Annotated in this window: 22 protein-coding genes, 1 pseudogene and 1 riboswitch; of the genes and pseudogenes, 6 read left to right on the plus strand and 17 right to left on the minus strand. The window is 57.8% G+C overall.

All coding sequences use genetic code 11. The annotated features are described in order from the left end of the window. Positions 1 to 121 precede the first annotated feature (121 nt). Both ACYVJT_RS01430 and radA read left to right on the plus strand, forming a co-directional pair. The gene (locus tag ACYVJT_RS01430) at positions 122 to 1,294 is read left to right on the plus strand and encodes an FUSC family protein (protein ID WP_343958740.1); all 1,173 of its coding nucleotides are present in this window, start codon (positions 122 to 124) and stop codon (positions 1,292 to 1,294) included. A 38-nt stretch (positions 1,295 to 1,332) separates the two neighbouring features. Continuing rightward, a complete protein-coding gene (gene radA / locus ACYVJT_RS01435; protein WP_343958738.1) occupies positions 1,333 to 2,835 on the plus strand; it encodes a DNA repair protein RadA in 1,503 nt (500 codons plus the stop codon). 3 nt (positions 2,836 to 2,838) lie between these two features. Here radA and ACYVJT_RS01440 read toward each other — a convergent pair whose 3' ends face one another. Then, a complete protein-coding gene (locus tag ACYVJT_RS01440) occupies positions 2,839 to 3,483 on the minus strand; it encodes a hypothetical protein (RefSeq protein WP_343958736.1) in 645 nt (214 codons plus the stop codon). 58 nt (positions 3,484 to 3,541) lie between these two features. Here ACYVJT_RS01440 and ACYVJT_RS01445 point away from each other — a divergent pair, with 58 nt between their 5' ends. Further along, positions 3,542 to 4,480, plus strand: coding sequence for an iron-sulfur binding domain-containing protein (locus tag ACYVJT_RS01445; protein ID WP_343958734.1), 939 nt, complete (start codon positions 3,542 to 3,544; stop codon positions 4,478 to 4,480). On the opposite strand, the gene ACYVJT_RS01450 is transcribed toward ACYVJT_RS01445, so the two are convergent. Next, complete coding sequence (locus ACYVJT_RS01450) at positions 4,477 to 5,001, minus strand: amino-acid N-acetyltransferase (protein WP_343958732.1); 525 nt, start codon at positions 4,999 to 5,001, stop codon at positions 4,477 to 4,479. The two genes, ACYVJT_RS01445 and ACYVJT_RS01450, sit on opposite strands and share 4 nt — an antisense overlap. Positions 5,002 to 5,120: 119 nt before the next feature. Here ACYVJT_RS01450 and ACYVJT_RS01455 point away from each other — a divergent pair, with 119 nt between their 5' ends. Next, entirely contained in the window at positions 5,121 to 5,624 is a 504-nt protein-coding gene (locus ACYVJT_RS01455; protein ID WP_343958730.1) for a low molecular weight protein-tyrosine-phosphatase, read from the plus strand. Continuing rightward, positions 5,621 to 6,436, plus strand: a complete 816-nt coding sequence (locus ACYVJT_RS01460; protein ID WP_343958728.1) for a fructosamine kinase family protein — start codon at positions 5,621 to 5,623, stop codon at positions 6,434 to 6,436. The genes ACYVJT_RS01455 and ACYVJT_RS01460 overlap by 4 nt, the downstream gene beginning before the upstream one ends. A gap of 34 nt (positions 6,437 to 6,470) precedes the next feature. Here the strand turns inward: ACYVJT_RS01460 and ACYVJT_RS01465 are convergent. The 5 genes and pseudogenes from ACYVJT_RS01465 to ACYVJT_RS01485 form a co-directional block, all read right to left on the minus strand. Continuing rightward, a pseudogene (locus ACYVJT_RS01465) lies at positions 6,471 to 7,604 on the minus strand (LLM class flavin-dependent oxidoreductase). A 161-nt stretch (positions 7,605 to 7,765) separates the two neighbouring features. Next, a riboswitch (TPP riboswitch) is annotated at positions 7,766 to 7,866 on the minus strand. A 108-nt stretch (positions 7,867 to 7,974) separates the two neighbouring features. After that, a complete protein-coding gene (locus ACYVJT_RS01470) occupies positions 7,975 to 10,509 on the minus strand; it encodes an ATP-dependent Clp protease ATP-binding subunit (protein WP_343958726.1) in 2,535 nt (844 codons plus the stop codon). Between the two features lie 213 nt (positions 10,510 to 10,722). Next, on the minus strand, positions 10,723 to 10,941 hold the full coding sequence (locus ACYVJT_RS01475; protein WP_343958724.1) for a hypothetical protein: 219 nt from the start codon (positions 10,939 to 10,941) through the stop codon (positions 10,723 to 10,725). A 9-nt stretch (positions 10,942 to 10,950) separates the two neighbouring features. After that, entirely contained in the window at positions 10,951 to 12,495 is a 1,545-nt protein-coding gene (gene lysS, locus ACYVJT_RS01480) for a lysine--tRNA ligase (RefSeq protein WP_343958722.1), read from the minus strand. An 86-nt stretch (positions 12,496 to 12,581) separates the two neighbouring features. Then, a complete protein-coding gene (locus tag ACYVJT_RS01485) occupies positions 12,582 to 13,487 on the minus strand; it encodes a LysR family transcriptional regulator (protein WP_343958720.1) in 906 nt (301 codons plus the stop codon). Between the two features lie 109 nt (positions 13,488 to 13,596). Here ACYVJT_RS01485 and gabT point away from each other — a divergent pair, with 109 nt between their 5' ends. Next, positions 13,597 to 14,925, plus strand: a complete 1,329-nt coding sequence (gene gabT, locus ACYVJT_RS01490) for a 4-aminobutyrate--2-oxoglutarate transaminase (protein WP_343958718.1) — start codon at positions 13,597 to 13,599, stop codon at positions 14,923 to 14,925. Positions 14,926 to 15,008: 83 nt separating this feature from the next. On the opposite strand, the gene ACYVJT_RS01495 is transcribed toward gabT, so the two are convergent. From ACYVJT_RS01495 to folB, 10 genes are read right to left on the minus strand one after another with little or no spacing between them, the layout of a single operon-like run. After that, complete coding sequence (locus ACYVJT_RS01495) at positions 15,009 to 15,557, minus strand: YbhB/YbcL family Raf kinase inhibitor-like protein (RefSeq protein ID WP_343958716.1); 549 nt, start codon at positions 15,555 to 15,557, stop codon at positions 15,009 to 15,011. A 10-nt stretch (positions 15,558 to 15,567) separates the two neighbouring features. After that, a complete protein-coding gene (locus tag ACYVJT_RS01500; protein ID WP_343958714.1) occupies positions 15,568 to 17,586 on the minus strand; it encodes a M13 family metallopeptidase in 2,019 nt (672 codons plus the stop codon). Positions 17,587 to 17,646: 60 nt separating this feature from the next. Next, positions 17,647 to 18,561, minus strand: coding sequence for a pantoate--beta-alanine ligase (gene panC / locus ACYVJT_RS01505; RefSeq protein WP_343958712.1), 915 nt, complete (start codon positions 18,559 to 18,561; stop codon positions 17,647 to 17,649). Between the two features lie 57 nt (positions 18,562 to 18,618). Next, positions 18,619 to 19,527: a Rossmann-like and DUF2520 domain-containing protein gene (locus ACYVJT_RS01510; protein ID WP_343958710.1), complete on the minus strand. Its 909-nt coding sequence runs from the start codon at positions 19,525 to 19,527 to the stop codon at positions 18,619 to 18,621. A 9-nt stretch (positions 19,528 to 19,536) separates the two neighbouring features. Next, on the minus strand, positions 19,537 to 20,034 hold the full coding sequence (locus ACYVJT_RS01515; protein WP_343958708.1) for a PH domain-containing protein: 498 nt from the start codon (positions 20,032 to 20,034) through the stop codon (positions 19,537 to 19,539). Then, the gene (locus tag ACYVJT_RS01520) at positions 20,031 to 21,698 is read right to left on the minus strand and encodes a PH domain-containing protein (RefSeq protein WP_343958706.1); all 1,668 of its coding nucleotides are present in this window, start codon (positions 21,696 to 21,698) and stop codon (positions 20,031 to 20,033) included. Before ACYVJT_RS01520 ends, ACYVJT_RS01515 begins: the two co-directional genes overlap by 4 nt. Next, on the minus strand, positions 21,695 to 22,213 hold the full coding sequence (locus ACYVJT_RS01525) for a PH domain-containing protein (protein ID WP_343958704.1): 519 nt from the start codon (positions 22,211 to 22,213) through the stop codon (positions 21,695 to 21,697). Before ACYVJT_RS01525 ends, ACYVJT_RS01520 begins: the two co-directional genes overlap by 4 nt. Positions 22,214 to 22,223: 10 nt before the next feature. Next, positions 22,224 to 22,757 (minus strand): DUF3180 domain-containing protein, encoded by a 534-nt coding sequence (locus ACYVJT_RS01530; RefSeq protein ID WP_343958702.1) that lies wholly within the window; start codon positions 22,755 to 22,757, stop codon positions 22,224 to 22,226. Further along, complete coding sequence (gene folK, locus ACYVJT_RS01535) at positions 22,754 to 23,284, minus strand: 2-amino-4-hydroxy-6-hydroxymethyldihydropteridine diphosphokinase (protein WP_343958700.1); 531 nt, start codon at positions 23,282 to 23,284, stop codon at positions 22,754 to 22,756. Before folK ends, ACYVJT_RS01530 begins: the two co-directional genes overlap by 4 nt. Further along, complete coding sequence (folB, locus tag ACYVJT_RS01540; RefSeq protein WP_343958698.1) at positions 23,281 to 23,661, minus strand: dihydroneopterin aldolase; 381 nt, start codon at positions 23,659 to 23,661, stop codon at positions 23,281 to 23,283. Before folB ends, folK begins: the two co-directional genes overlap by 4 nt. Between the last annotated feature and the right edge of the window lie 13 nt (positions 23,662 to 23,674).

Genomic DNA, 23,674 nt, shown 5'->3' on the forward strand with positions numbered 1-23,674 from the left:
CTACTCACCGAAGCTACGCACGCCAGGTAACTTAGCGGCTCCGAACAGATGAACTGCAGGTAAACGTTTTTCTACGCACAGATTTTTCACCCATTTTGACCCACCTCGTATGATGAGAGACATGGCTGAGCGCATGCATACCACCCCACTTCCGGTCCAGCCGGAACCCAGCGGCTGGGAGAAGGTCAAGCGGTTCATATCATCGAGGGTGCGCTCCGGGGGTTCGCGCGCGAAAGATGCCCTTGTTCCTGGGGCAACAGCGGCAATCGCTGCGGTCGCCGCCTATGCTTTTGCGTCCATAATTATTGGGCATAGCGAGCCCTATTTCGCGGCCACTTCAGCCTTAATTGCGCTGGGTTTTGGACGCGACCCGCACATCCGAAAAGCGCTCGAAGTAGCCATTGGTGTGACGTTAGGCATACTGGTTGGTGATTCTCTACAATCCCTTCTCGGACAAGGGTACTGGCAGGGCGTCATCGTCGTGTTTGTAACCATTATGTTGGCCAGATTTATCGATTCCGGGGTCATCTTCACCACCCAGATGTCTATCCAGGCCGTCATGGTCGTCTTACTCCCTATCCCGCCTGAAGGCCCCCTGAGTCGTTCATTAGATGCGGTCATCGGTGGGATTATTGCCATTGCCATCACCATGATCACGCCAGTCTCTGGACGCCGCGAAACGGTGACTGGCATGCGCGAACTCTTCCGTTCCACCACCGATGTACTGCGCGAACTGTCAACCGCACTACGCACCCATGAATCGCGCAACGGCTGGACCGCGCTCATTGAAGCACGTGGCCTACAAACCGAAATTGATACGGTTCGCACCGCCATCTCTGATGTGCACAAAGCTGCCACCTACTCCCCAACCCGTCGCTCCGCCAGGCAGGATCTGGACGAAATTTCACGCACCTTCGAAAAGACGGACCTGGCCATTCGTTCGCTGCGCATCATTGCCCGCCGGGTCATCACGGTGATCGATGAACTCGATGCCAAATCGACTACCTCCGACGATGTTGCCAAGCTAGCCGACTGGTTTTCTGAAGCCGCAGACGCCGTCGCCGTCCTCGGCCGGTCGGTGGCAGAACCCGCCGCTCCGGGTCGTCACCGATCCCTTTCAATTGCGCGGGATGCCCTGGGGGCGGTCACCACCAAGCTCACGCCGACCCAGCTGGGCGCCGGAACGCTCCACGGTGAGGCCCTGGTGATGATGTGTCGGCCGATGATGGTCGATTTCCTCGAAGCCACCGGTTCTGACCATTCCGAGGCCAGCAGCTATCTGCCCAGGCTGTAATCTTTATCGTGTCCGCGGGTGCGGCTAAGCTTAGCGGCATGGCCAAAACCAAGAGCAACACGAAGCTTGCCTATAAATGCAGTGAATGCGGCTGGATGACCGCAAAGTGGACTGGGCGCTGCGGCGAATGCCAAGCCTGGGGCACTATTGAAGAAGCCGGTATCAGCCCGACGACGGCTCGCACCGCACCGGCGACCGTCACGGTTGATCAGCTGGCCCAGCCCATCACCGAAATTGACGCCACCCACGCCGAAAGTTTCCCCACGGGTGTCTCAGAATTCGACCGCGTGCTGGGCTCTGGTCTCGTGCCCGGTGCAGTCATCCTGCTGGCCGGTGAGCCAGGCATCGGCAAATCCACGATGGCGTTGGACATCGCCGGCCAGGTGGCGACCACACGACGCGACGACCAGCGGTTACGTAAAACCTTGTACCTGACCGGTGAAGAATCCGCCGCCCAGGTGCGGCTGCGTGCCGAACGCATTGGCGCGATGCGGGAAAACCTGTTGTTGTCCGCCGAGACAGACCTATCCCAGGTTCTAGGCCAGATCGAACACATCAAACCCGACTTCCTCGTGGTCGACTCGGTACAAACCATCCAGTCTGCCTCGATCGACGGTACCCCTGGCGGGCGGATGCAGATTCAAGAAGTCACCGCCTCCATCATCCGGTTGGCGAAACGTCACAATATCGCCACCATCCTGGTGGGTCACGTGACGAAAGAAGGCAGCATTGCCGGGCCACGCACGATGGAACACCTGGTCGATGTGGTCTGCCAGTTCCACGGTGACCGACACTCACAATTGCGCTTCATCCGGTCGGCCAAGAACCGCTACGGTTCAACCGATGAGGTTGGCTGCTTTTCGATGAAAGACTCCGGCATCGGATCCATCGATGACCCATCTGGACTATTCATCAACACCTTCGCGACCCCGGCATCGGGCACCGCCATCACCGTTGCCCTAGACGGGCACCGGCCACTCATGACAGAAATCCAGGCCCTCGTGTCGCAAGGCACCGGCGGCTCACCACGCCGCGTCGTGACAGGCTTGGTCCAATCACGGCTCAATACCGTCATCGCCATCCTGTCACGGCACTTGCATAACGACTTCACCAACCAAGATATTTACGCATCCACGGTTGGCGGTATCAGCGTGTACGAGCCCGCGGCGGATCTCGCGGTCGCCGCTGCCATCATGTCATCACGCAATGAACTGCCACTACCACGCAGCACAGTGCTGATCGGTGAGCTCTCCCTGGCCGGCGAGCTTCGCCCTGCAGCCGGTATGGAACGACGTCTCAAAGAAGCCCACCGCCTGGGCTTTGCCAAAGCCATCGTTCCCGAAGACGACGACATGACCGTGCCCAAGGGCATGCAGGTGCTACAGACCAGCTCGTTGACCGAAGCGATGACCTCACTGTTCAGCCCGGCAAACAGGCCCCCACCGCGGCAACCCCACGGAGGGCGCACCGTCGAAGAAGCGCGCCAAGAACTACGGGATTCACTGCGGTATTTTCCCGGCATGGAACCCGACGACAAATAACCGCTATTGCAGCTCGAAGGTCACCGGTTCAGCGGTCTCTTCGCCAAGCCCCACAACCAGCTGATACTCACCAGCCGAGATATCTTCGACCACCGTCTCGCAAGACTCATCGGTCCCCACGCGTTCCCACTGAAACTCCACGGCTTCGGACTGACCAGGTTCCATTTCCACCACCTGCGACTGCGGATCCACCTGGCAGGCGCGCGTCGAAAACACGAACTCTCCCTCAGCGTCCTCAACCACAAAACTCTGCTGGTCAGAACCTAACGACGCATCACACAGCTCGTCGCCTTCATGCGCAATCGTCATCGAAAACGTCGGGAACTCATCGGCGCCATACGTCTCCTGATCGGTCGCACCCGTCACGGCAAGCACGTCCGGGTCACACGCATTCGCGTTGGCGGCAGTATCATCATCGGGCGACTCGGACTCGCTGGGGGCGGGTGACGCGCTTTCGCTCACCGTTGGCTCGGGTTGCGGCTGATCCTGCTGCTCATCGGGCACAAATAGGCTCACCAACGCCCAGATGCCCCAACCAATGAGGCCCAAAATAATCAACAGAATAATGACCGCGACGATACGACGGCGCCGCAAAATATGCGGCGGAATACGTTTCGGACGAGGGGGAAGATTCGCGTTGTCGGCCATGGTCAATAGTTTAGCGACTCAGACTGACTGTCAACTGGCTACGACTAGCATGGTGCATATGTCATCCGTTACCCCACACCTGTCTAAAGACCACATCCAGCAGGTTCGCAAGCGCATTCTTCACTGGTACGCCCAGCAGGGTCGGCAACTTCCCTGGCGCGAACCAGACACCACGGCCTGGGGGATCCTCGTATCCGAAGTGATGCTGCAACAAACCCAAGTCGCTCGGGTCTGGGATGCTTGGCTGGCATGGATGAAACGCTGGCCGGGGCCGCAAGAACTCGCCGAAGCAGAAGCCTCGGACGTATTGATCATGTGGGGACGACTGGGCTATCCGCGCCGAGCGTTGCGCCTCCATGAGACTGCCAAAGCTGTCGTCGCCGAACACGGTGGCGTTCTGCCCACCGATCCGCAACTGTTATTGCAATTACCGGGCATCGGCGAGTACACCGCAGCGGCCGTGTCATCTTTTGCCTTTGAGATCCCCGAGGTGGTGATCGATACCAATATCCGACGGGTTCACGCGCGCATGTTCTCAGGCCAAGGCGCGGCCGCACCCAGTCTGACGGCCGCCGAACGGAGGCTGGCTACTGACCTCATGCCCGAGACCTCCACAGACCAAGGGGTGAGCGATGCGAACACTTGGAATGTTGCGGTCATGGAGCTTGGTGCGCTGATCTGTACGGCACGAGCCCCGAAATGTGCCCAGTGCCCGGTAGAAGACCTGTGCGCCTGGGTGGCCGTGGGGAAACCTGAACCTGAAATCGTGACCCGGACGCAGTCGTGGGCCGGCTCGGATCGACAAGTTCGCGGGGCCATCATGGGCGTCTTACGTGCCCAGGGCACCATCGATGTCGGCGGCTTACAGACCACCGTTGAGGCAACCGGTCGGCTGGGTCGACACGTCCCCGAGCAAACGCAATGGAACCGCGCGGTCAACGGCTTAGTCTCCGATGGTCTTGCAGTGCTCGACAACGAAGTGTTGGCGTTGCCCTAACCACGGTTCGGCCGTGAGGCCAGGTCGATAATCATCCGAGTATTGCCCAACGTATTGGGTTTAACGCGTGCCAAATCCAAGAATTCAGCGACACCCTCGTCAGTGGAACGCAGCAACTGAGCAAAGACATCCGGGTCAAGGACCGACTGATCATCCATGACTTCGAAACCGTGACGCTGGAAAAACGAGGTTTCAAACGTCAAACAAAAGACGTGCTGGACGCCTAAGTCTTCGGCGCGATCCAGCAGAGCATTCAGCACCACTCCACCGACGCCCTGGCCCTGATAGGAATCTGCGGTAGCCAGAGTGCGAACTTCAGCTAAGTCCTCCCACATCACGTGTACCGCACCAAAGCCGACAATCTCACCGTCAGGATTTTCGGCAATCAAAAATTCTTGGATGGCCTCAAAATAGGCAACCTTGTCCTTATCCAGCAGCACACGATCGGTGGCTAACGGTTGGACCAGGGATCGAATGACAGCGACATCTTGGGTTCGGGCTGGGCGGACGGCAAATTCCATTCTCCCCACTGTAGTCTGTCTAGCCATTCGACAGCGAGTGCCCAGCGACCAATGTGCCAGCTGCGGACACGGCACGAAGAGTCTGGCCAACGGCTGCAAACCTCCGCACAATAGAAGCTATGAAGATTTTGACTGTTTGTCTCGGAAATATTTGTCGCTCCCCTGCCGCCGAATCGGTACTCATCAAAGAGTTTTCCAAAGCCGGCATCAATGCTGACGTTACGTCAGCCGGCACCTCGGATTATCACATTGGCAGCCAGGCCCATAAGCTGACCCGAAAAGTCGGGACCGAACGCGGTTATGGGTTCAGTTCGGTAGCCGAGCAGCTCACACCAACGCACCTGGATGAAGCAGACGTCATCTTGGCGATGGACGATTCGAATCTGGCAAATATTCTGGCGCTTACTGACACTGACGAACAACGCGCCAAGATCGTTCGTTTCGGGGCATTCGCCTCGGCGGTAGACCAGGACGGTATTGCCAACGTGCCAGACCCGTATGGCCACCCCGAGGACGCTTTTGTTTCGATGTACGACCAGATTGAGGATGCAGCGCGCGGACTCGTGAGGGCCGTTGAAGACCAGAGTCTCGAAACCGTCCTGCAACGCTACGGTGCCCAGTGAGTCTGACCGGTTCGACGTCGACGGTTACGCTGACTGATGGGACCAAAGCGTTCCGCAAATCGTTACCCGGTGCTCCAGAAGGCTTCTTCCAGTTCGAAGCAGCCGGCTTACAAGCCCTAGGGGCGCTTGGGGCAAGGGTGCCCCAGGTATATGAGGTGACCGAGGAACAGCTCATCATCAGCCACGTTGAAGCCAAAGACGGTTCTGCTGCTATTGAGCACCCCGAATATGTGTTTGGCCAAGAGTTAGCGCAACTGCATCTGACCGCACAGCAGACTGCTGACCCAGCACAAACATTTGGCAGTCTCGAAGGGCTCGACCACTGGTTTCTGGGCGGCGCTGCCGTTGACCTACAACCCACCGAAACTTTGCATGAAACTCTGGTGACCAACAGGATCATCCCGTTAACCGAACAGGCAATTGAGTCGAGCCAACTCGATGCCTCTGCACTCCAGATGGCACAAGCCATCATCCCTGAGCACCTGGGACCACAAGAGCCACCAACTGTGGTGCATGGAGATCTGTGGGCTGGCAACCGCATGGTCGATCAATCGGGTGCCAGCTGGTTGATTGATCCCTCATGTCATTGGGGCCATCGCGAACAAGACATTGCCATGATGCAGCTATTTGGCGGATTCGGGCCGGCCGTTATGGACGGCTATAACGCAGTGTTTCCGCTGACTGCAGGTTGGCAAGAACGTATCCCGACTTTCCAACTCGTCCCACTGCTGGTTCATGTACTGTTATTCGGCTCGGGATACTCTGACCCCACGATGCGCTCGCTACGTGCCACCGTCAATCACCATCCTTAGGAGGATCATGACCATCTGGTGCTGTGGCCGCAAACTAGATTTTGGGTGCAGCCTCCTCGTGTAATCGAATCACTGGTGCAAAGTCCGTAAAGGATTCAGGGACGACAGTACCCATGATCATAAACCCGTCGGTTGCACCCTGTTCGACCAAATCCAGCATTTGTTGAGCGACAGAATCAGCGGTACCGACGAGAAGAGGTTTGAATTGCGCGATTGCACCCAACATCGCAAGCTGTCCAAGCGTCGTTATTCCGCCCGCTACGAGTTCGGCAACAGTATTTTCGAATCCTTCGGCACCGGTCGCGCCATGCTGTGTTCGCAAAAATTCTGCGGCTGAATCCTTCAAGGACCAGTCAGCAGGATCAGCCCGGAACAAAGTGGCCAGATCCTGCAAGGCAGTGACTGGGTCAATCAGGCCTTTGAGCTGCCGCAGTTTTTCCTCCGCAGCGACTCCGGATTCGGCGACGACGGGTTGAACACCCATCAGCGTGGTGATCCTATCTGGGTTTCTTCCTGCTTGTGATGCTCTGTAGCGAAGATCCGCACGAATCTGTTGACCTTGAGCACCGTCGGCCGCCACCATAAATGTTGCGTCAGCCTAGCGAGCAGCAAAATCCAGACCTGTTGGGGAAGCACCGGCTTGCAATAGCATCGGACGATGGCCCTCGACGTCTCCCGGCACGGTCAAAGGGCCAATGCCGTGGTTGGTCGGCTGGATACGTGTGGGGTCAGCGAAACGGCCGGTTTCGGTATCTACCCACAGTGCATCGTCTGGGAATGTTTGCCAGACGTCCAGCACCTCTTGGGTGACCTTGTCCGCTTTGTGATACCTATCTGCTCTGGGTTCAAGCCCGGGCAGGCCCATGTTTTGCGCCTCATAATCGTAGGCAGAAGTCACGATATTCCAGGCGGCGGGACCCCCGGACAGTTGATGCAAGGTCGCTACCCTGCGAGCAATATCGTAAGCCGGCACAAAGGATGTAGAAAGCGTACATCCTAGACGCAGCCGTTCTGTCACGGAGGCAACAGCCGACATCACGGTCACAGGATCCAGGTAAATTCCCCCTTTGGCACCTGCTGCAATAACAGCATCTGTGGTGCCATCGTGACCACGTGCCATTGCCATCGCATCTGGAACAAACAACATGTCATAGCCGTCTGCTTCCAGTTAGCGTCCTATATCCGCCCAGAATTTGGCACGTAACCAGTCGGAACGATTCTTGGGATGTCGCCATGCACCAGCGAGTTGAAACAAGGGCGGAAAAATCATTGCCGCACAAGGTATGGAAGATTCGAAAGGTTTCGCAACACATTGCGTGGCGTGAACTGGTGAAGTCATCTGGCCCTTCCTCCGCCGGCATGATCCGGATCAGGTGTTCGGGTCTGCGCGTTGCGCACTCTCAGCCGTGTCAGCTCCCCGGGGTACGGCCTCTACTGTAGACCACAACGAGGCGTCAGCATGAACTATTGCTGTCGCATAAAAAAGTGCTGGAACCCTCTCGTTGAGGGGTCCAGCACTTTTTGTCCGAGGCTAAAGGTTAGCTGTCGCTACCTGCCTCGATTGCTTCGCGTTCTGGTGCGGCTTCGATCGATTCTGGTTGGTTGACCAGTTCGAAGTCGAGTTCCGCATTCTTGCCTTCGCCCTTCACGGACACGAGGATGTGGGTGTAAGGCGGGATTTCACCGAAGAGCAGCTTCTCGGACAGTTTATCTTCCAGCATGTCTTGCACCGTACGACGCAGCGGACGGGCACCCATGGATGGGTCGTAACCACGCTCTGCCAACAGTTCCTTGGAGGCCTGATCCAGTTCGATGCTCAGGTTCTGTTCTTTCAAACGCTCCTCGAGGCTGCCAATGAAGAGGTCGACAATCTCGATGATTTCGGAGATGGACAGCTGTGGGAAGACAATCGTGTCGTCCACACGGTTGAGAAACTCTGGGCGGAAGTGCTGACGCAGCTCCTGCTGAACGGTTGCCTTCATACGTTCGTATCCGGTCTCGGTGTCAGAAATTGACTGGAAACCGGTCTGAACACCCTTAGCAATATCGAAGGTACCAAGGTTGGTCGTCATAATGATGACCGTGTTCTTGAAGTCCACAACGCGACCCTGTGAGTCGGTCAGACGACCTTCTTCCAGAATTTGCAGCAACGAGTTGAAAAGGTCCTGGTGGGCTTTTTCAACTTCGTCAAACAGGACAACGGAGAACGGACGGCGACGAACCTGTTCGGTCAGCTGGCCACCTTCCTCGTAGCCGACGTAGCCCGGAGGGGCACCGAAGAGGCGTGAGACGGTGTGTTTCTCTTGGAATTCTGACATGTCCAGGGTGATCAGGGCTTCTTCATCCCCGAACAGGAACTCGGACAGCGTCTTGGCCAGCTCGGTTTTACCAACACCGGTCGGACCGGCAAAGATGAACGAGCCGGTTGGACGGTGTGGATCCTTCAGCCCGGCACGGGTACGACGAATCGCACGTGACAGCGACTTGACTGCTTCGTCTTGGCCAATGACCCGACGATGCAGTTCGTCTTCCATATTGCGCAAACGCTCGGCTTCGCTTTCGGAGAGACGGAAGACTGGAATACCGGTGGACTTCGATAGCACTTCGGCAATCATGTCTTCGCCGACTTCGGCGATACCGTGAGCGGCTTCGTCACGCCATTCGCGTTCTTTGGTGTTGCGCTCATCTTGGAGTGACTGTTCTTTGTCACGTAGTGAGGCCGCACCTTCGAAGTCTTGGCCGTCAATGGCGGCTTCCTTCTCTTTGCGTACTTCCTCGATGCGCGCATCGTATTCCTTGATCTCTGGAGGGGTCGACATCCGCTGAATACGCAGACGTGCACCGGCCTCATCGATCAAGTCGACTGCCTTATCCGGCAGGAAGCGATCTGAGATGTAGCGATCTGCCATGGTGGCAGCTGCCTGGAGTGCTTCATCCGTGATGGACACACGGTGGTGCGTTTCGTACCGGTCGCGCAGACCACGCAGAATGGCAACGGAGTCTTCAACTGATGGTTCGTCAACCTGGATGGGCTGAAAACGACGTTCCAGGGCCGCATCTTTTTCAATGTGTTTGCGGTATTCATCCAGTGTCGTGGCACCGATGGTCTGCAGTTCGCCGCGTGCCAACATCGGCTTGAGAATCGAAGCGGCATCGATGGCGCCTTCTGCGGCACCGGCACCTACGAGTGTATGAATCTCGTCGATGAACAGGATGATGTCGCCACGAGTGCGAATTTCTTTGAGAACCTTCTTCAGGCGCTCTTCGAAATCACCGCGGTAACGAGAACCGGCAACCAGCGAACCCAGATCGAGGGTGTATAGCTGCTTGTCTTTCAAAGTCTCTGGTACATCGTCACGCACAATGGCCTGTGCCAGACCTTCGACAACGGCCGTCTTACCAACACCGGGTTCACCGATGAGCACCGGGTTGTTCTTGGTACGACGCGAGAGCACCTGCATGACGCGTTCCATCTCGTCGCTGCGCCCAATGACTGGGTCAAGCCGAGATTCGCGGGATGCTGCAGTGAGGTTCGTACCGAACTGGTCGAGCACAACTGAACCGGCCTGCTGGCCTTGGCTGCCACCTGAAGCAGAAACTCCTGCGGTTTCTTTACCTTCACCTTCGCCGGAGCCCTGGTAACCGGACAACAACTGAATGACTGTCTGGCGGACGCGGTTGAGGTCGGCGCCCAGCTGCACGAGTACCTGTGCGGCCACGCCTTCACCTTCACGGATGAGTCCGAGCAGGATGTGTTCGGTGCCGATGTAGTTGTGGCCAAGTTGCAGTGCTTCACGCAGTGAGAGTTCTAAAACTTTTTTGGCACGCGGGGTGAATGGGATGTGACCGGATGGCGCTTGCTGGCCCTGACCGATAATTTCTCGCACCTGCTCGCGTACCGCGCCTAACGAAACGTCAAGGGATTGCAGGGCTTTGGCGGCCACGCCATCGCCTTCGTGGATCAACCCGAGCAGGATGTGCTCGGTGCCGATGTACGAGTGGTTCAGCATGCGCGCTTCTTCCTGCGCAAGCACTACTACTCGTCTGGCCCGATCGGTGAATCTTTCAAACATAGGCACACTCCTTGCTGACTATTGAGTCTGATCGTACTGAGTTATAAATCGTATTGAGACTACTGTTCACTGCTGGGCGAAGGAAATGCACCATTTTTACCGAAAGCTGAGTCTGATCGGCTCAAGGTAAAATTTGCACAACTCTAGTCCTTTCACACAAAGGTAATTGTTAGGAGTAGAGATAACCAGCTTTGAGTCAGCGTTATTCCCGGACTAAAACTTTTCTACTGTTGCGTTGGCTTCGTCTTCCACACCCTGTTGTTTTGCGGCACGACGCTGGGCCCACAGTTGCGCTTCACGCTCTTCGGCATCCCGCTTGGCATCACGTTCACCGGAATCCCCGCGAAACAGCGAGCGCATAACCAACCAGAAGATAAAGAACAGCCCAATGGATGGGGCAAGGACTTCAAAATAATCCCAGAACACTTCCATAGTGCCTCCTTACTCGTCGCCTTCTGGTTTCAGCAGCGGGAACAAAATGGTTTCACGAATCCCGGTGCCGGTCAACAACATGACCAACCGATCAACACCCATACCGAGTCCGCCGGTTGGGGGTGCACCATATTCTAGAGCCCGAAGGAAGTCGTGATCCAGTTGCATAGCTTCTTCATCGCCAGCAGCTGCAGCATCGGATTGAGCAGTCAGGCGTTCGCGCTGGATAACGGGGTCAATAAGTTCGGAAAATGCGGTGCCGATCTCATAACCGTTAATAATCAGGTCCCAGGCTTCCACCATGCGCGGGTCGTCGCGGTGTGGGCGAGCAAGTGGCTGGGCCGCTTGCGGGTAGTGATAAATAAATGTTGGCTGGACGATATGTGGTTCCACGAGTTCGTCGAAGAGTTCCATCGCCAACTGCTGAACGGATAGCTGCTCGTCAACCTCAACGTTGTTCGCCTCGGCGATGGCCCGCAGTTCTTCTGCCGAGGTGTCGGGTGTAATATCCTGGCCGACGGTTTCGGAGATGGCGGGGTAAAATTCTTTCCATTCCCACTCGCTATCGAGTACCACGGTCTGGCCTTCTGGCGTGATCAACTCGTGACCGACACCGGCAGCGTTGGCAGCCGACAGAATGATTTCGCGAATGCGCTCGGCCATGCCATACATATCGGAGTATGCTTCGTAGGCTTCCAGCATGGTGAACTCCGGTGAGTGTGTGGAATCCACCCCCTCATTTCGGAAAACCCGTCCGATTTCAAAGATCTTGTCGATGCCACCGACCACGGCGCGCTTCAGGAAGAGCTCGGTGGCAATACGCAGCGTCATCGTCTGGTCAAATGCATTGAGATGTGTTTCAAATGGTCGAGCCTGTGCCCCACCGTGAATCAGCTGCAAAATCGGCGTTTCGACTTCGATGTAGCCCTGATCTTCGAGCGCACGACGGACGGCACGGACCACACCCGAGCGAGTATGCACCATTGCAGCGGCTTCTTGGCGCACGATCAGATCGGCATAGCGCTGCCGCACGCGGGTCTCATCGGCCAGGTCAGCGTGCAGTACGGGCAGTGGACGCAGCGCTTTGGATGCCATGGTCCAGGTATCTGCCATGATCGACAGCTCGCCGCGTTTGGATGTAATGACTTCACCGGTGACGGCGATGTGGTCACCGAGGTCGACCAGGTGCTTATATGAGTCCAGGGCTTCTGCTCCCACGCGGGCCTGGGACAGCATGACCTGTAGACGTGGATGGTCACCGGTTTCGCCGCCTTCTTGCAGCGTGACGAACGCGAGTTTTCCGGTATTGCGTTGGAATACGACGCGACCAGCCACGGCCACGATGTCGCCGGTTTCTTCGCCCGCTTCGAGGTTCGGGTACTTTTCACGAATCTCGGCCAGCGAATGGGTGCGGTCTACCGCAACCGGATAGGCCTGGATGCCGGCATCGAGCAGTTCTTGGCGTTTCGCCTGACGAACCTTTCGCTGATCACGGGTATTTGTAGCGCCTTCGGCGTCGGATGGGTTGGCATTAGCTGCGTTGGTCGTACTCACGCCTAGTAGTCTAGCCCGGCGCAGGCCCACTGAGTTTCGTTATGTCCGACATGTGCAGTTTAATCGCCCTTGGCTCACCAGCACGCTCAAGGTTGTGGATCAATCGGGCCCGGGGTGAGTTCCGGATACCGTGCTTGTGCAAATGCCGCGAGTTCCTCTGCGAGCTCTTGCACACGTTCCAGAGCGTAGTGATCGGCTCGCCAACCGGCGTGTAACCACACAGATAAAATGTGGTGCCCCGTAGTAATTTTGGCCGGCTTCAACCCGAAGAACGCATCCTCGGTGACCACGGCGACCCCATTCCCCGTCGCCACGAGGGCCTGGGCAACGCGGCCTGAATTCGTTTCCACAATTTGTGGCACGGTCAGCCCGGCAACATCAACCGCGCCGTCTAATACCCTGCGCGACATGAAGTCGGTGGTGGCAACCACGACCCGTTCTTCCACGAGCTCATCCAGCGAAATTTCGTCACGGTCAGCCCACGGATGGCCGGGCGCAACATAAGCCCACACCGGGAGCTCCACCAGAGCAATTGAGGCCAGATCACGGGGCGGCTCCGAGGGCATGATCACCAGATCTGCGGTGTTGACCGCCTGTTCCAACGATGCTCCGAGCGGAGTTTCTATAACGTGCGAATGCAGTTGTTTCGAATCCAGGGTGGCAACGAACGGGATCACGATATCGATGAGTGTCGTCCCCGGTGCGGCGAAAGTGATCTCGGTAAATGCACCGGTGGCTAACATGCGTGCAAACGATTCAGCCTTGCGCATCTCATCGACTAACCGCCGGGCGACGGGCAAAAATTCTTCACCTGCAGCGGTGAGACCCACACCGGAATGATGCGATTGCAACAGTGCCACTTTGAGGTGACGCTGCAGTTTTTGTAATTGCCGAGACAGCGCAGGCTGGGTGATATTCAAGCGGCGTGCAGCCACTGAAACGTTCTGAGTTTCAGCCACCGTCAGAAATGCTGTCAGTAATCGCTCGTCCATACCGGTTAAGCATACCCATCATGACAAGGTTCTATTGGCCGCACATAGCTCTGATGTCTCATAATGAACGAAGCACCCAGTCTTGTTACAGCTACGTAAGGAATATTGAATGTCGCGTGAACCGCTAGATCAGTCTCGCAAACTCGTCACCGAACTCCCCGGCCCTAAAGCCCGTGAACTGCATGAACGCCTTGAAACGTATGTTCCAAAGGCTGTCAGCCCCTCCACACCGGCGTTTGCTGCTCGTGCTGAAGGCGGCATCGTCGAGGATGTTGATGGCAACCGTCTCATTGACCTAGGCGCGGGGATCGCTGTGACCACGGTCGGTGCATCGCATCCAAAAATTGTTCAAGCTGTGCAAGAACAAGTCGCGGACTTTACCCACACCTGCTTCATGGTCACCCCGTATGAGTCCTACGTGCAGTTGGCACAACGCCTCGATGGGCTGGTGCCAATCTCCGGTCAAACACGCACCGTACTATTGAACTCGGGTGCTGAAGCCGTCGAAAATGCTGTCAAAGTGGCTCGCGCATACACCGGCAAGCAGGCCATTGCGGCGTTCGATAACGCTTACCACGGTCGCACCACGCTGACCATGGGGCTGACCGCCAAGAACATGCCGTATAAAGAATCGTTTGGGCCATTCGCGTCCGAAACCTACCGAGTGCCTGGATCCTACCCGTACCGCGACGGCCTGACGGGTGCACAGGCCGCGGCCCGTACCATCGAATCATTGGAAACGCAGATCGGCGCCAACCAGTTGGCCGCGGTGATCATGGAACCTATCCAGGGTGAAGGTGGCTTCATCGTGCCGGCTGAGGGCTTTTTGGCCAAGATTGTTGAGTGGTGTAAAGCCAACAACGTGCTGTTTATCGCCGACGAGGTCCAAACCGGTTTTGCCCGGACCGGTGACTGGTTTGCCTCCACCACCGAGGGCATCGAACCAGATCTGATCACACTGGCCAAGGGCATCGCCGGTGGTATGCCGCTGTCGGCGGTAACCGGCCGCGCTGACGTCATGGACGCCGTCCACGCCGGTGGTCTGGGCGGCACCTACGGTGGCAACCCAGTGGCTGTTGCTGCCGCCCTGGCCTCACTCGAAGTCATGGAAGAAGAAGAACTGTCGGCGAAAGCAAACCGCATCGGCGAGCTCATCACCGAGCACTTCACCAGAATCCAAAAGGACGATGCTCGGGTGGGTGACATTCGCGGTCGCGGTGCGATGATGGCCATTGAATTCGTCGATCCGGAAACCAAAGAACCACTAGCCAAGCTGGTCAATGAGATCGCCGTGGAGGCACGCAAGCAGGGCGTCATCACACTGACCGCCGGAACCTACGGCAACGTGCTGCGGTTCTTGCCACCTGTAGTCATAGACGAAGATCTGCTGCAAGAAGGCTTGAGCGTCATTACCGATATTCTGGCGCAGACCAAGTAATCCCGACTACCTGAATTGACTGTGGCCGCAACCTTTCGCAGGTTGCGGCCACAGTTGTTTTTGAGTGCGATATACGTGCCGTGCTAGCGCCCGAAGACACCGGTAATTCGACCGCGGCCGATGGCGTGTTTGAACAGGTTGAAACCAACCTGGGCCGGGGTGGCATCGTTGCCGAGTTCAAGTTCGGTGCCGACAGCGTGAATGACGAACATGTAGCGGTGGTCTGGGTGACCTTCCGGTGGCGCAGCACCGGTATAACCCGCCACGTTGCGGTCGTTCTTGACGAAAATCGGACCCTGGTCTGCACCGGACACGCCAAATGCCGACCAGTCGATGGTACCCCAGGCGACGGCGCCACCCGGCAGCGAGGTGACCGTCGCCGGAATATTGAAGGCCGACATGTGCCAGAACCCGCTGGCCGTTGGCGCATCCGGATCAAGACAGGTCAGCGCAAAGGTCTTGGTGCCCTCTGGGATATTGTCCCATGACAACTGCGGCACTTCGTCTTTGCCGCCCAGGCCCAAACTTTCCATGACCGACCGCGTTGGCAGCCGGTCACCGTCGGTGAAGTCTTCGCTGCTCATCGTCATCTGGACCAAATCGGGTAGCGGTGCATAAGGATCAAAGCTCATGACTACGGTTTTACCAGATCGTCACGCGTTCTGCAGGTGCTAACCACATCTCATCCTCGGGTGTGGTGCCGTAGGCAGCATGGAACGCGTCAAGGTTTTTGACGACCTGGTTGGAACGGAACTCATTGGGTGAGTGCGGGTCCGTTGACACGCGAGTCACCGCGGCTTCTGGACGGATGAGTTGACGCCATACCGAAGCCCAGGACTCAAAGAACTGCCGATCGATCGCTTGTCGATCATCGGCATCGTTCGGATCCAGACCTTGTGCTGTGACTGCCTCAGGGTGCTGTTCCAAGTACAGATACAGTGCCTTATGGCTGATGCCTAGGCCGCCCAGGTCGCCGATGTTCTCCCCGAGGGTGAGTTCACCGTTGACGTTGTGTTCTGGTGCTTCAGTCGGTGCCAGTACTTTGTACTGATCCACCAGCGATTCGGTGCGTTGAGTGAACGCAGCGCGATCTTCATCGGTCCACCAATCATTGAGCGCACCATCACCGTCATACTGTGAGCCTTGATCATCGAAACCGTGACCAATTTCGTGACCGATGACAGCACCGATGCCACCAAAGTTCTGTGCCGGGGTGGCGTCGGGTGAGAAGAATGGTGGCTGCAAGATAGCTGCGGGGAACACGATCGCATTCTCTAATGGTGAATAGTATGCATTCACCGTCTGCGGGCTCATGTGCCATTCTTCTGGGTCCGGGCCCTTTTCAATTTTGGAGAGGTTATCTTCCACGTCGTGTGCCGAAATACGATCCAGGGTGGCCACAAGATCGCTGGCATCCACGGCAATATCAGAGTAGTTGTGCCATTTCACCGGGTAGCCGACCATCGGGTTGAACTTGGCCAGCTTCTCGAGTGCACGCTGTCGGGTTTCCTCGCCCATCCACGGCAGTTCAGAGATTGATGCGTGGTAGGCCTGCTGCAGTGCGTCGACGAGCTTATCCATATCCGCACGATGCGATTCGGTGTAGTGCTGGGCAACATAGAGACGGCCCACGTCTTCGCCCAGGCTCGAGTTCACCAGACCAACGGCGCGCTTCCACCGCGGACGGAGCTCTTCGGTACCCGAGAGCACTTTGCTGAACTCGAAGTTCGCTTGGACAAAGTCATCCGACAAGAATGGTGCGTGAGAGGAAATGATGTGCAGTTTCAGCCAGGTGCGCCAGGATTTAATGGGCTCAGAATCCAGCAATTCTTCCAAACCGGTCAAAAAGTCGGGCTGCCACACGACAATCTCTTCGGAACGGTTTTCGTGTGCTTGTCCCGGAGCCATGTTCATGCCGGTCAACCAGTGAATACCCGATGGGAACTTCTCTAGCAGGGTGTCACGGTCATAGAGGTTGTAGCGTTTGACGGCATCTCGCACCGAGACGATGTCCCAGTGCTTTGCGGCAATTTTGGTTTCCAGATCGATGACGCGCTTGGCCATCTTGCGAGCGCGCTTTTCGGTTGGGGCCAGCCCGGAGAGCAAGAAGAGCGTTTCCACATAGGTCCGATACGCCTCGACGATGTCGCTAAATTTTTCTTCCCGATAGTACGATTCATCGGGCAGACCGAGTCCACTTTGGATCATGTGCAGCAGCACCCGTTCGGGATTGCCGGCATCGGGCATCGCTCCGGTGCCGACGGGACCACCGACGACGCCTTCGCGTTCCAATTTGCCGGTGGTTTCCAAGAATTCTGCTGTGCTCGAGATATCAGAGACTTCATCCAGGGTCTCCCACAGCGGGGTCACACCCAGGGCTTCGATGGTTTCTTCATCCATCATCGCGGCATACAGGGCACCGATGCGGGCTTTTGCTCCGTCATCGGTATGTTCCGCAGAAATCGGTTTGCGAAGCTGTTTTTTCGAAAGGTCTTGTGCCGCAGATTTCAGAATGTCGTGGACTGCTATTTCGGACTGGTCGTGCAATTCCATGAACGCGCCATATGTGCCGCGATCTGCCGGGACGGTGTTGGAATCCATCCATTCACCGTTGACGTGTCGATAAAGATCCTGGGTCGGTTTTGGTGCTGTGCTTGTCACGCGTCTCCTTGCGAAATCGTTCCGGTTGCTAAGAAATCAGTCCGGTATGTGATGGGTAGCCTACGGCGCTAACAACATGTTGTCGATCAGTCTCACCGGCGGGACCCAAGCTGCCACCAGCGCGAGGGCTTCGCTTGCCAGCGGGGTGGCAAGTTGCTGTGGTGTCAGGGACGCTAAGGTAGCCGGATCGACGATCTCCAAATAGTCTAATTCGACGTTTTCTTGTGCTCGAATGATGTCTCTGGCCGCTGCAATATCAAGGGGCACCCCGGCGGCTGCTTGGTCGGCCAAATAGTGCAGTGCCTTGGATAATCCCAGGGCGTTTTCCATGCCGTGATCATCGAGTCTGACATTGCGCGACGACAGCGCCAGCCCAGAAGGGGCACGAACCAGATCAACGGCACGGATCGCCACATCGGTGTTTAAGTCCCGGGCCATGCGGGTCACGATCGCTAACTGTTGCGCATCTTTTTGCCCGAAATAGCTGCGGAATTGTGCCGGCGCCGGTGGGATGAGAATGTTCCACAGTTTCGCCACCACGGTGCACACGCCGTCGAAGTGGCCGGGCCGTGACGCGCCTTCAAACATGCGGCCCATTTCTCCGGCACTCACGCGGATCTGTGGGGCGTCCGGGTAGCCGGGGTACATGTGCTGGGTGTCCGGGGCGAAGACGATGTCGCCACCGTAGCGCGTGACCAATTCGAGGTCGGCGTTCAGGGTGCTCGGATAGTTTTCAAAGTCTTCGTCGCGGTCAAATTGCAGTGGGTTGACGAAGATCGAGGCGATGACCACATCATTTTCGGCGCGGGCCTGTTCGAACAGCGCCCCGTGGCCGTCATGCAGGGCGCCCATGGTGGGCACCAGGCCAACCGTCGGGTTGGGCTTGCCGTCCGCGATCGCCTCGGCGACCGTTGCGGCGATAAGGTCTCGCGCAGCTTGAGTGGTGGTTACCAGTTGGGCTTGTTGGTCTGTCACGTCAGACAGTCTAGTCTCGGATGCGCCGGTGGTTGAGATCTGCTGGCCCGTGGTGTTTCAGACCTCGAGCACGTGCTGGAGTTCTTCGAGTTTGGCCGCGTTGATGAACCCTGCACGATGTGCCCGACGGGCAGTAGCCACCGCCATGGCGCGATAGGTTTCGAACAGGTCTTGGTCATCGAGCGCTTTGAGTGTTTCGACGTGTTTGGCAACCGTGCCGGTATCACCGCGCGATACCGGGCCAGTGAGTGCTTGGTCGCCATTGGATAGCGCATTTTCCAGGCTTGCGCTCATCAGGTTGCCCACGAGTTTGGGCGCTTGGTCGATACCGGCAGCCGTCAGCATGGCCTGAGCTTGTGCCGTCAGGGTGACCAGGTGATTCGACGCGTGCGCCATCGCAGCATGGTAGACGGGTCGGGCGGCTTCTGGAATGGTGACGGGGATGCCGCCCATCTCGACGACGAGCGCCTCGGCGATCGGTGCCACGACCGCGTCCGCGGTAATACCAAACGCCGTGTTCTGTAACCGGTCGGCATCTAGTGACAGCCCGGAGAACGTCATGGCGGGATGAATGGCCACCGGAATGGCGCCGTGCTCACGCACCGACTGCATGACGTCGGTGCCGTACCGACCAGACGTGTGGACGAGCAGATGACCGGTTTGGATGTGTCCGGCTTCGGCTAGCCCGGCCACCAGGGACTCTAGGACGTCGTCGGGGACCGCAAAAATCACGGCCTCGGAGCGGCGCAATATGTCTGGTATCTCGATAATCGGCACATCGGGTAGCAAGGTTTCTGCACGCCCGACGGAGGCATCCGAGACCGCGTGGACCGCTGTGATCGTGTGACCAGCGCGCTGCAGTGCCAACCCGAGGACGCCACCGACGCGTCCGGCCCCGATGATGCCGATGCCTAGACGGTTTGGTTGACCGATGGCCTCGGTGGTCAGTGGTTCATCAACGCTCATGACCCTCCCTTAGAGTCCCGCCAGCCGCGCGTAACCGCGGGACGACAGGTCATCGCGCAGCCGAGTGGCTTCTCGAGTTGGTAGGCCGTGTATCGCCGCTTTGGACCCCGCGGTCGTGATCGATACATCGGCCAGGTCGAATTTTCGTTGCAATGGTCCCTGACGCACGGTGACGAACTGCAACCGTCCATACGGCACGGCCGTATGCGCCCGGAAGATCGCGCCGCTGCGGATCAGAATGTCATCGGATTGTTCCGACCAACCGTGGATGCGAACTTGATGCGGGATGATAAAAATACGCACCACGCAGTGGATCAGAATCCAGATGGCGGGAATGTAGAACAGGATGTGCCACCAGCCGGGATCCGAGAGTGCACTGATTAGCGCGGCGGACCCACCGAGAATTCCCACATAGATGACCAGGCTGATCAGGTTGTGGATCTGCCGGTAGGTGGCCAGCTCGGACCTGACGGGTTGGAATGCAATGTGTGCGGGAAATGCTTTCACGCCCGATTACCTCCCGTCGCTTGCGCTTTTTGTGCCGCTTTCGCAAAGTTTTCCAGTTCGTCCTCAGCCATCCACTCATTCTTATCGCTGATGCGCCGTGCGTGGGCTGCAATCTGGGACTCTTCAAAGAACAGTTGAATCAGCTCGTGTGGCTCGTGGTTTTTGATGTCGACGCGGACGGGGCCGGGCGGGGTGGTGAATCTCGCCGAAACCGTGCCCGAGAATTTATCCGAAAGCGACTGGTACACGGTGGACTGTTGGATGCGTTCGTGCGGAATCATCGCCAGGATGCGTCGCAGCTTCGCATACCGAATGAGCAGCAGTGTCGGAGTCGTGGTGTAGCCGTGACGTCGGCCGGCCACCGGCTGCCAAAACCGGGCTCGGGACGGCACATGGGTGAAACCGTCATCGTCGGAGGTGTATTTCATCGCGCGGTAGATGAGGTCGTTGGCGTTGTAAACCCCGGGGTCTGGGGCGAGCACCGACATCATAATGATGACGTCATTGAACTTGCCGACCGGCAGCACGGTTGTCGATGAATCCGTGAGTCCGTACCCGGCCACGGTGACCTGGATGCGGTACCAGCCAAAGATCCGGTAGGCCAAAGACTGTGAAATTTGGATGGCTTGAATACGACCAGGCGGGATGGTGTGCGACGACGTCGACAGCATGCCCGAGGTCAGGCGGACCCCCGAATCTGAGGTGCGTGCGGTGAAATTAAAGTTCGAGTTCACCTGACTGAAGGCGGTAATTGCCGCCACCACGATGGTGACAGCAAGAAACCCAATCGCCCCGACCAGCGCAAACGGCACCGCGTCTGCAGTCGGGTCTGATTGGAGACCAAGCCACACGAAAAACCCACCGAAGATCGCGGCCCAGAGCCCGCTGATCAAACCGGTCCCGAGTCCTGTCACGAAGGCGGACCCCACCACTCGACCAAACGGGATGGTCAACAACTCACGCGGCGGGGTTTTGGGGTGCTGCGGGGTCGGAATCGGTGCGGTCGAAGGGTCCGGCGCGACATCCTCATTGAGCCCGTGTGGATTATGTTGCACGTACTGACGCAAATAGTCGGCATATGGGTATCGAGGTGCGCCGTGAGTAGGCGCCTGGAGGATGGCCTGTTCGCCTGCGGGATCCACAGCAGGGTCGAGGGCCGGATCATCCTGGGCGCCCGACGCCAAATAGAGGATTTCGCGACGCAGCTGCTCGGCTTCGGCTTCTTTGAGATACTCCAACGTCAATGTGGTTTCGGAACCATCTGCGGCATGCAATGACAGCTTCGAGAGCCCGAAAATTCGTGCAAAGAATGGGCGCACGATATCCACGGCTTGCAGTCGGTCCAAGCGCATATACCGCCGCTGCCGAAAGATCACACCGGCGTGAAGTTCCACGGCATCTGAGGTGATGCGGAACTGATAGAACCGCCATGAGATCGCGTACAGGATGGCAGCAACCACCAAAATGGCGATCACAATACCCAGCAACACCAACAGGGCTTGACCCGTCCCCATATCTACCGAGTTGACGATGTCGCGCAGCGTCTGCACCGAGAGGCTCGTGATGATGTATACGAACACTAACAGCGCCGACCACGACTTAATGAACGGTGAGATGGGGTGGACGCGCCGCCACGGAATGTGCTGAGTCTGCTGTTCGGTCATGATTGACCCAATTCTGCCAGACGAGCATAGCCGCGCTGAGTCAGTTCATCACGGAGACGTTCGGCTTCCGGCATGACCAGTCCCTCGAACGTGGACGCGGTGCCGCCGCCAGCCGTCGTAATGACAATTTGCGTGACGCCGAAGGCACGTTGCAGTGGCCCCTGGCGGATGTCCACGTACTGGATGCGACCGTAGGGCACCGCCACCTGGTTGCGGAACAGGATACCGCGTCGCAACAGCAGATCGTCCTGCTGTTCCAAATAGCCCATGGCTCGTACTTGGCGCGGGATAATGCACGCCAAGACGATCCCCCATACGAGCACGGCCACCGGCAGCACGTACAGCAAGTAGGCAGCACTGTTCATCGAGAAGAAGGTGGAATTCACGGCGTTAACAATGACGATCGGCACTAGGAGCGCGAGAAAAAAGAACCCAAAGCCGATGGCATTGTTGATTTGGCGCAGCGGTATCAGCCGGGGAGAAACCCGTCGGTAGTCGAGCTGTTCGTGATCCATGCCTGCATTCTTATCGTTGAGACCAGTCGGTGGAATCCTGTTGCCGGGTCGTTGGTTGTGCTCCGGAAGTATTGGGCGGCCGCTGATGGTAGTTGCCATTGCCGTCGGTATCGTCCGGCGGGATTCGGCACCATTGTTCCACAATAAAACCTATGATCACCAACACCAACGCCGTCACGACCAGCGCGGTGGCTTCTGTCACCACGCTCGAGCCGAAGCCAACGTGGGGAACACGGTGCAACAAAATTCCGGCGTGCCACCCACCAAAGGCAGCCCCAGCATACGTGCCTGCCTGGGCTAACACCAGGGTGCGGGCTGCGGCAACGGGGTTCATGCGATCGGCCACGGGACGTTGGCGGTCTTTGAGCACTCGAATGCCCAAGATCAGTTCGAGCACACCCACGGCGGCCAGAGTCATCACGGCCGGGTAGCCTAGCGCGGGGATTGCCCAACCCGATTCTGCGGTAAAAAATGCGGCGAGCCAGCCCAAAATCGCGGCCAGGAGGACTATCAACACGACCCACCCGTAACGAATTGATGTCATGAGTCGTCCTGGTATTTGTGGACGGTGTCGGCGTCGGCTGCCTGCGACGCCAGGTGCGCGACCGACTGGCCTGTCAGCGTGGCGTGCGGGTCGGCCCACGACCACGGGACGAGCACGAAGGCGCGTTCATGCGCTCTGGGATGGGGCAGCGTGAGCACCGGGTGCTTGGATGTGACATTGTCATAGGTAACGAGGTCGACGTCGAGCGTGCGCGGGCCCCACCGGACATCGCGTATTCGTGCGGCGGCGTGTTCCAGTTCGTGCCCAAACTGCAGCAGGGCATAGGGGGCCAGCGTGGTTTCGACCACGAGTACTTGGTTGAGGAAATCAGGTTGTTCGGGCCCCCCAACCGGTGCGGTCTTGGCCAAGGGAGAGGTTGTCGTCACACTGATTGCCTCGTGATCGCGAAAGGCTTGGACCGCGTCGTCAAGAATTGTTTGGGAGTCGCCCAGATTCGAGCCCAGCGCGACCACGGCCACCGCGGGAGTCTGCGGGGCAGTGACCAATTGAGGATCCAGTGCGCTCATGTCGACTCCGGTGTCTGGTGTCGGTCGCGGCTGATGGTCACGGCAACATTGGCGAAATCTGCCGGGATGGGTGCCTGGGGTTTATTCACCGTCACGAGTACTGATGTGACGCGCGGGAAGTTTCGAAGAATCGCATCGGCCATGGCCACGGCCAGGGTTTCGATGAGGTTGACCGGCTCGCCGGTGACGATCTCCTCGACGACTTTGGCCACCTCGGCATAGTTCACCGTGGCGGCGACATCATCGGTCTGGGCAGCTTCGTCCACATCGAGTTCGAGCTCTAGATCAACAAGGAAGGTCTGGCCGGTGGCACGCTCATGGTCGAGCACACCGTGGTGGCCGCGGGCGCGCAGCCCCGTCAAACTGATGATCCCCATGGTGGCCTACCGG

The sequence above is a fragment of the Yaniella soli genome, assembly GCF_054782375.1.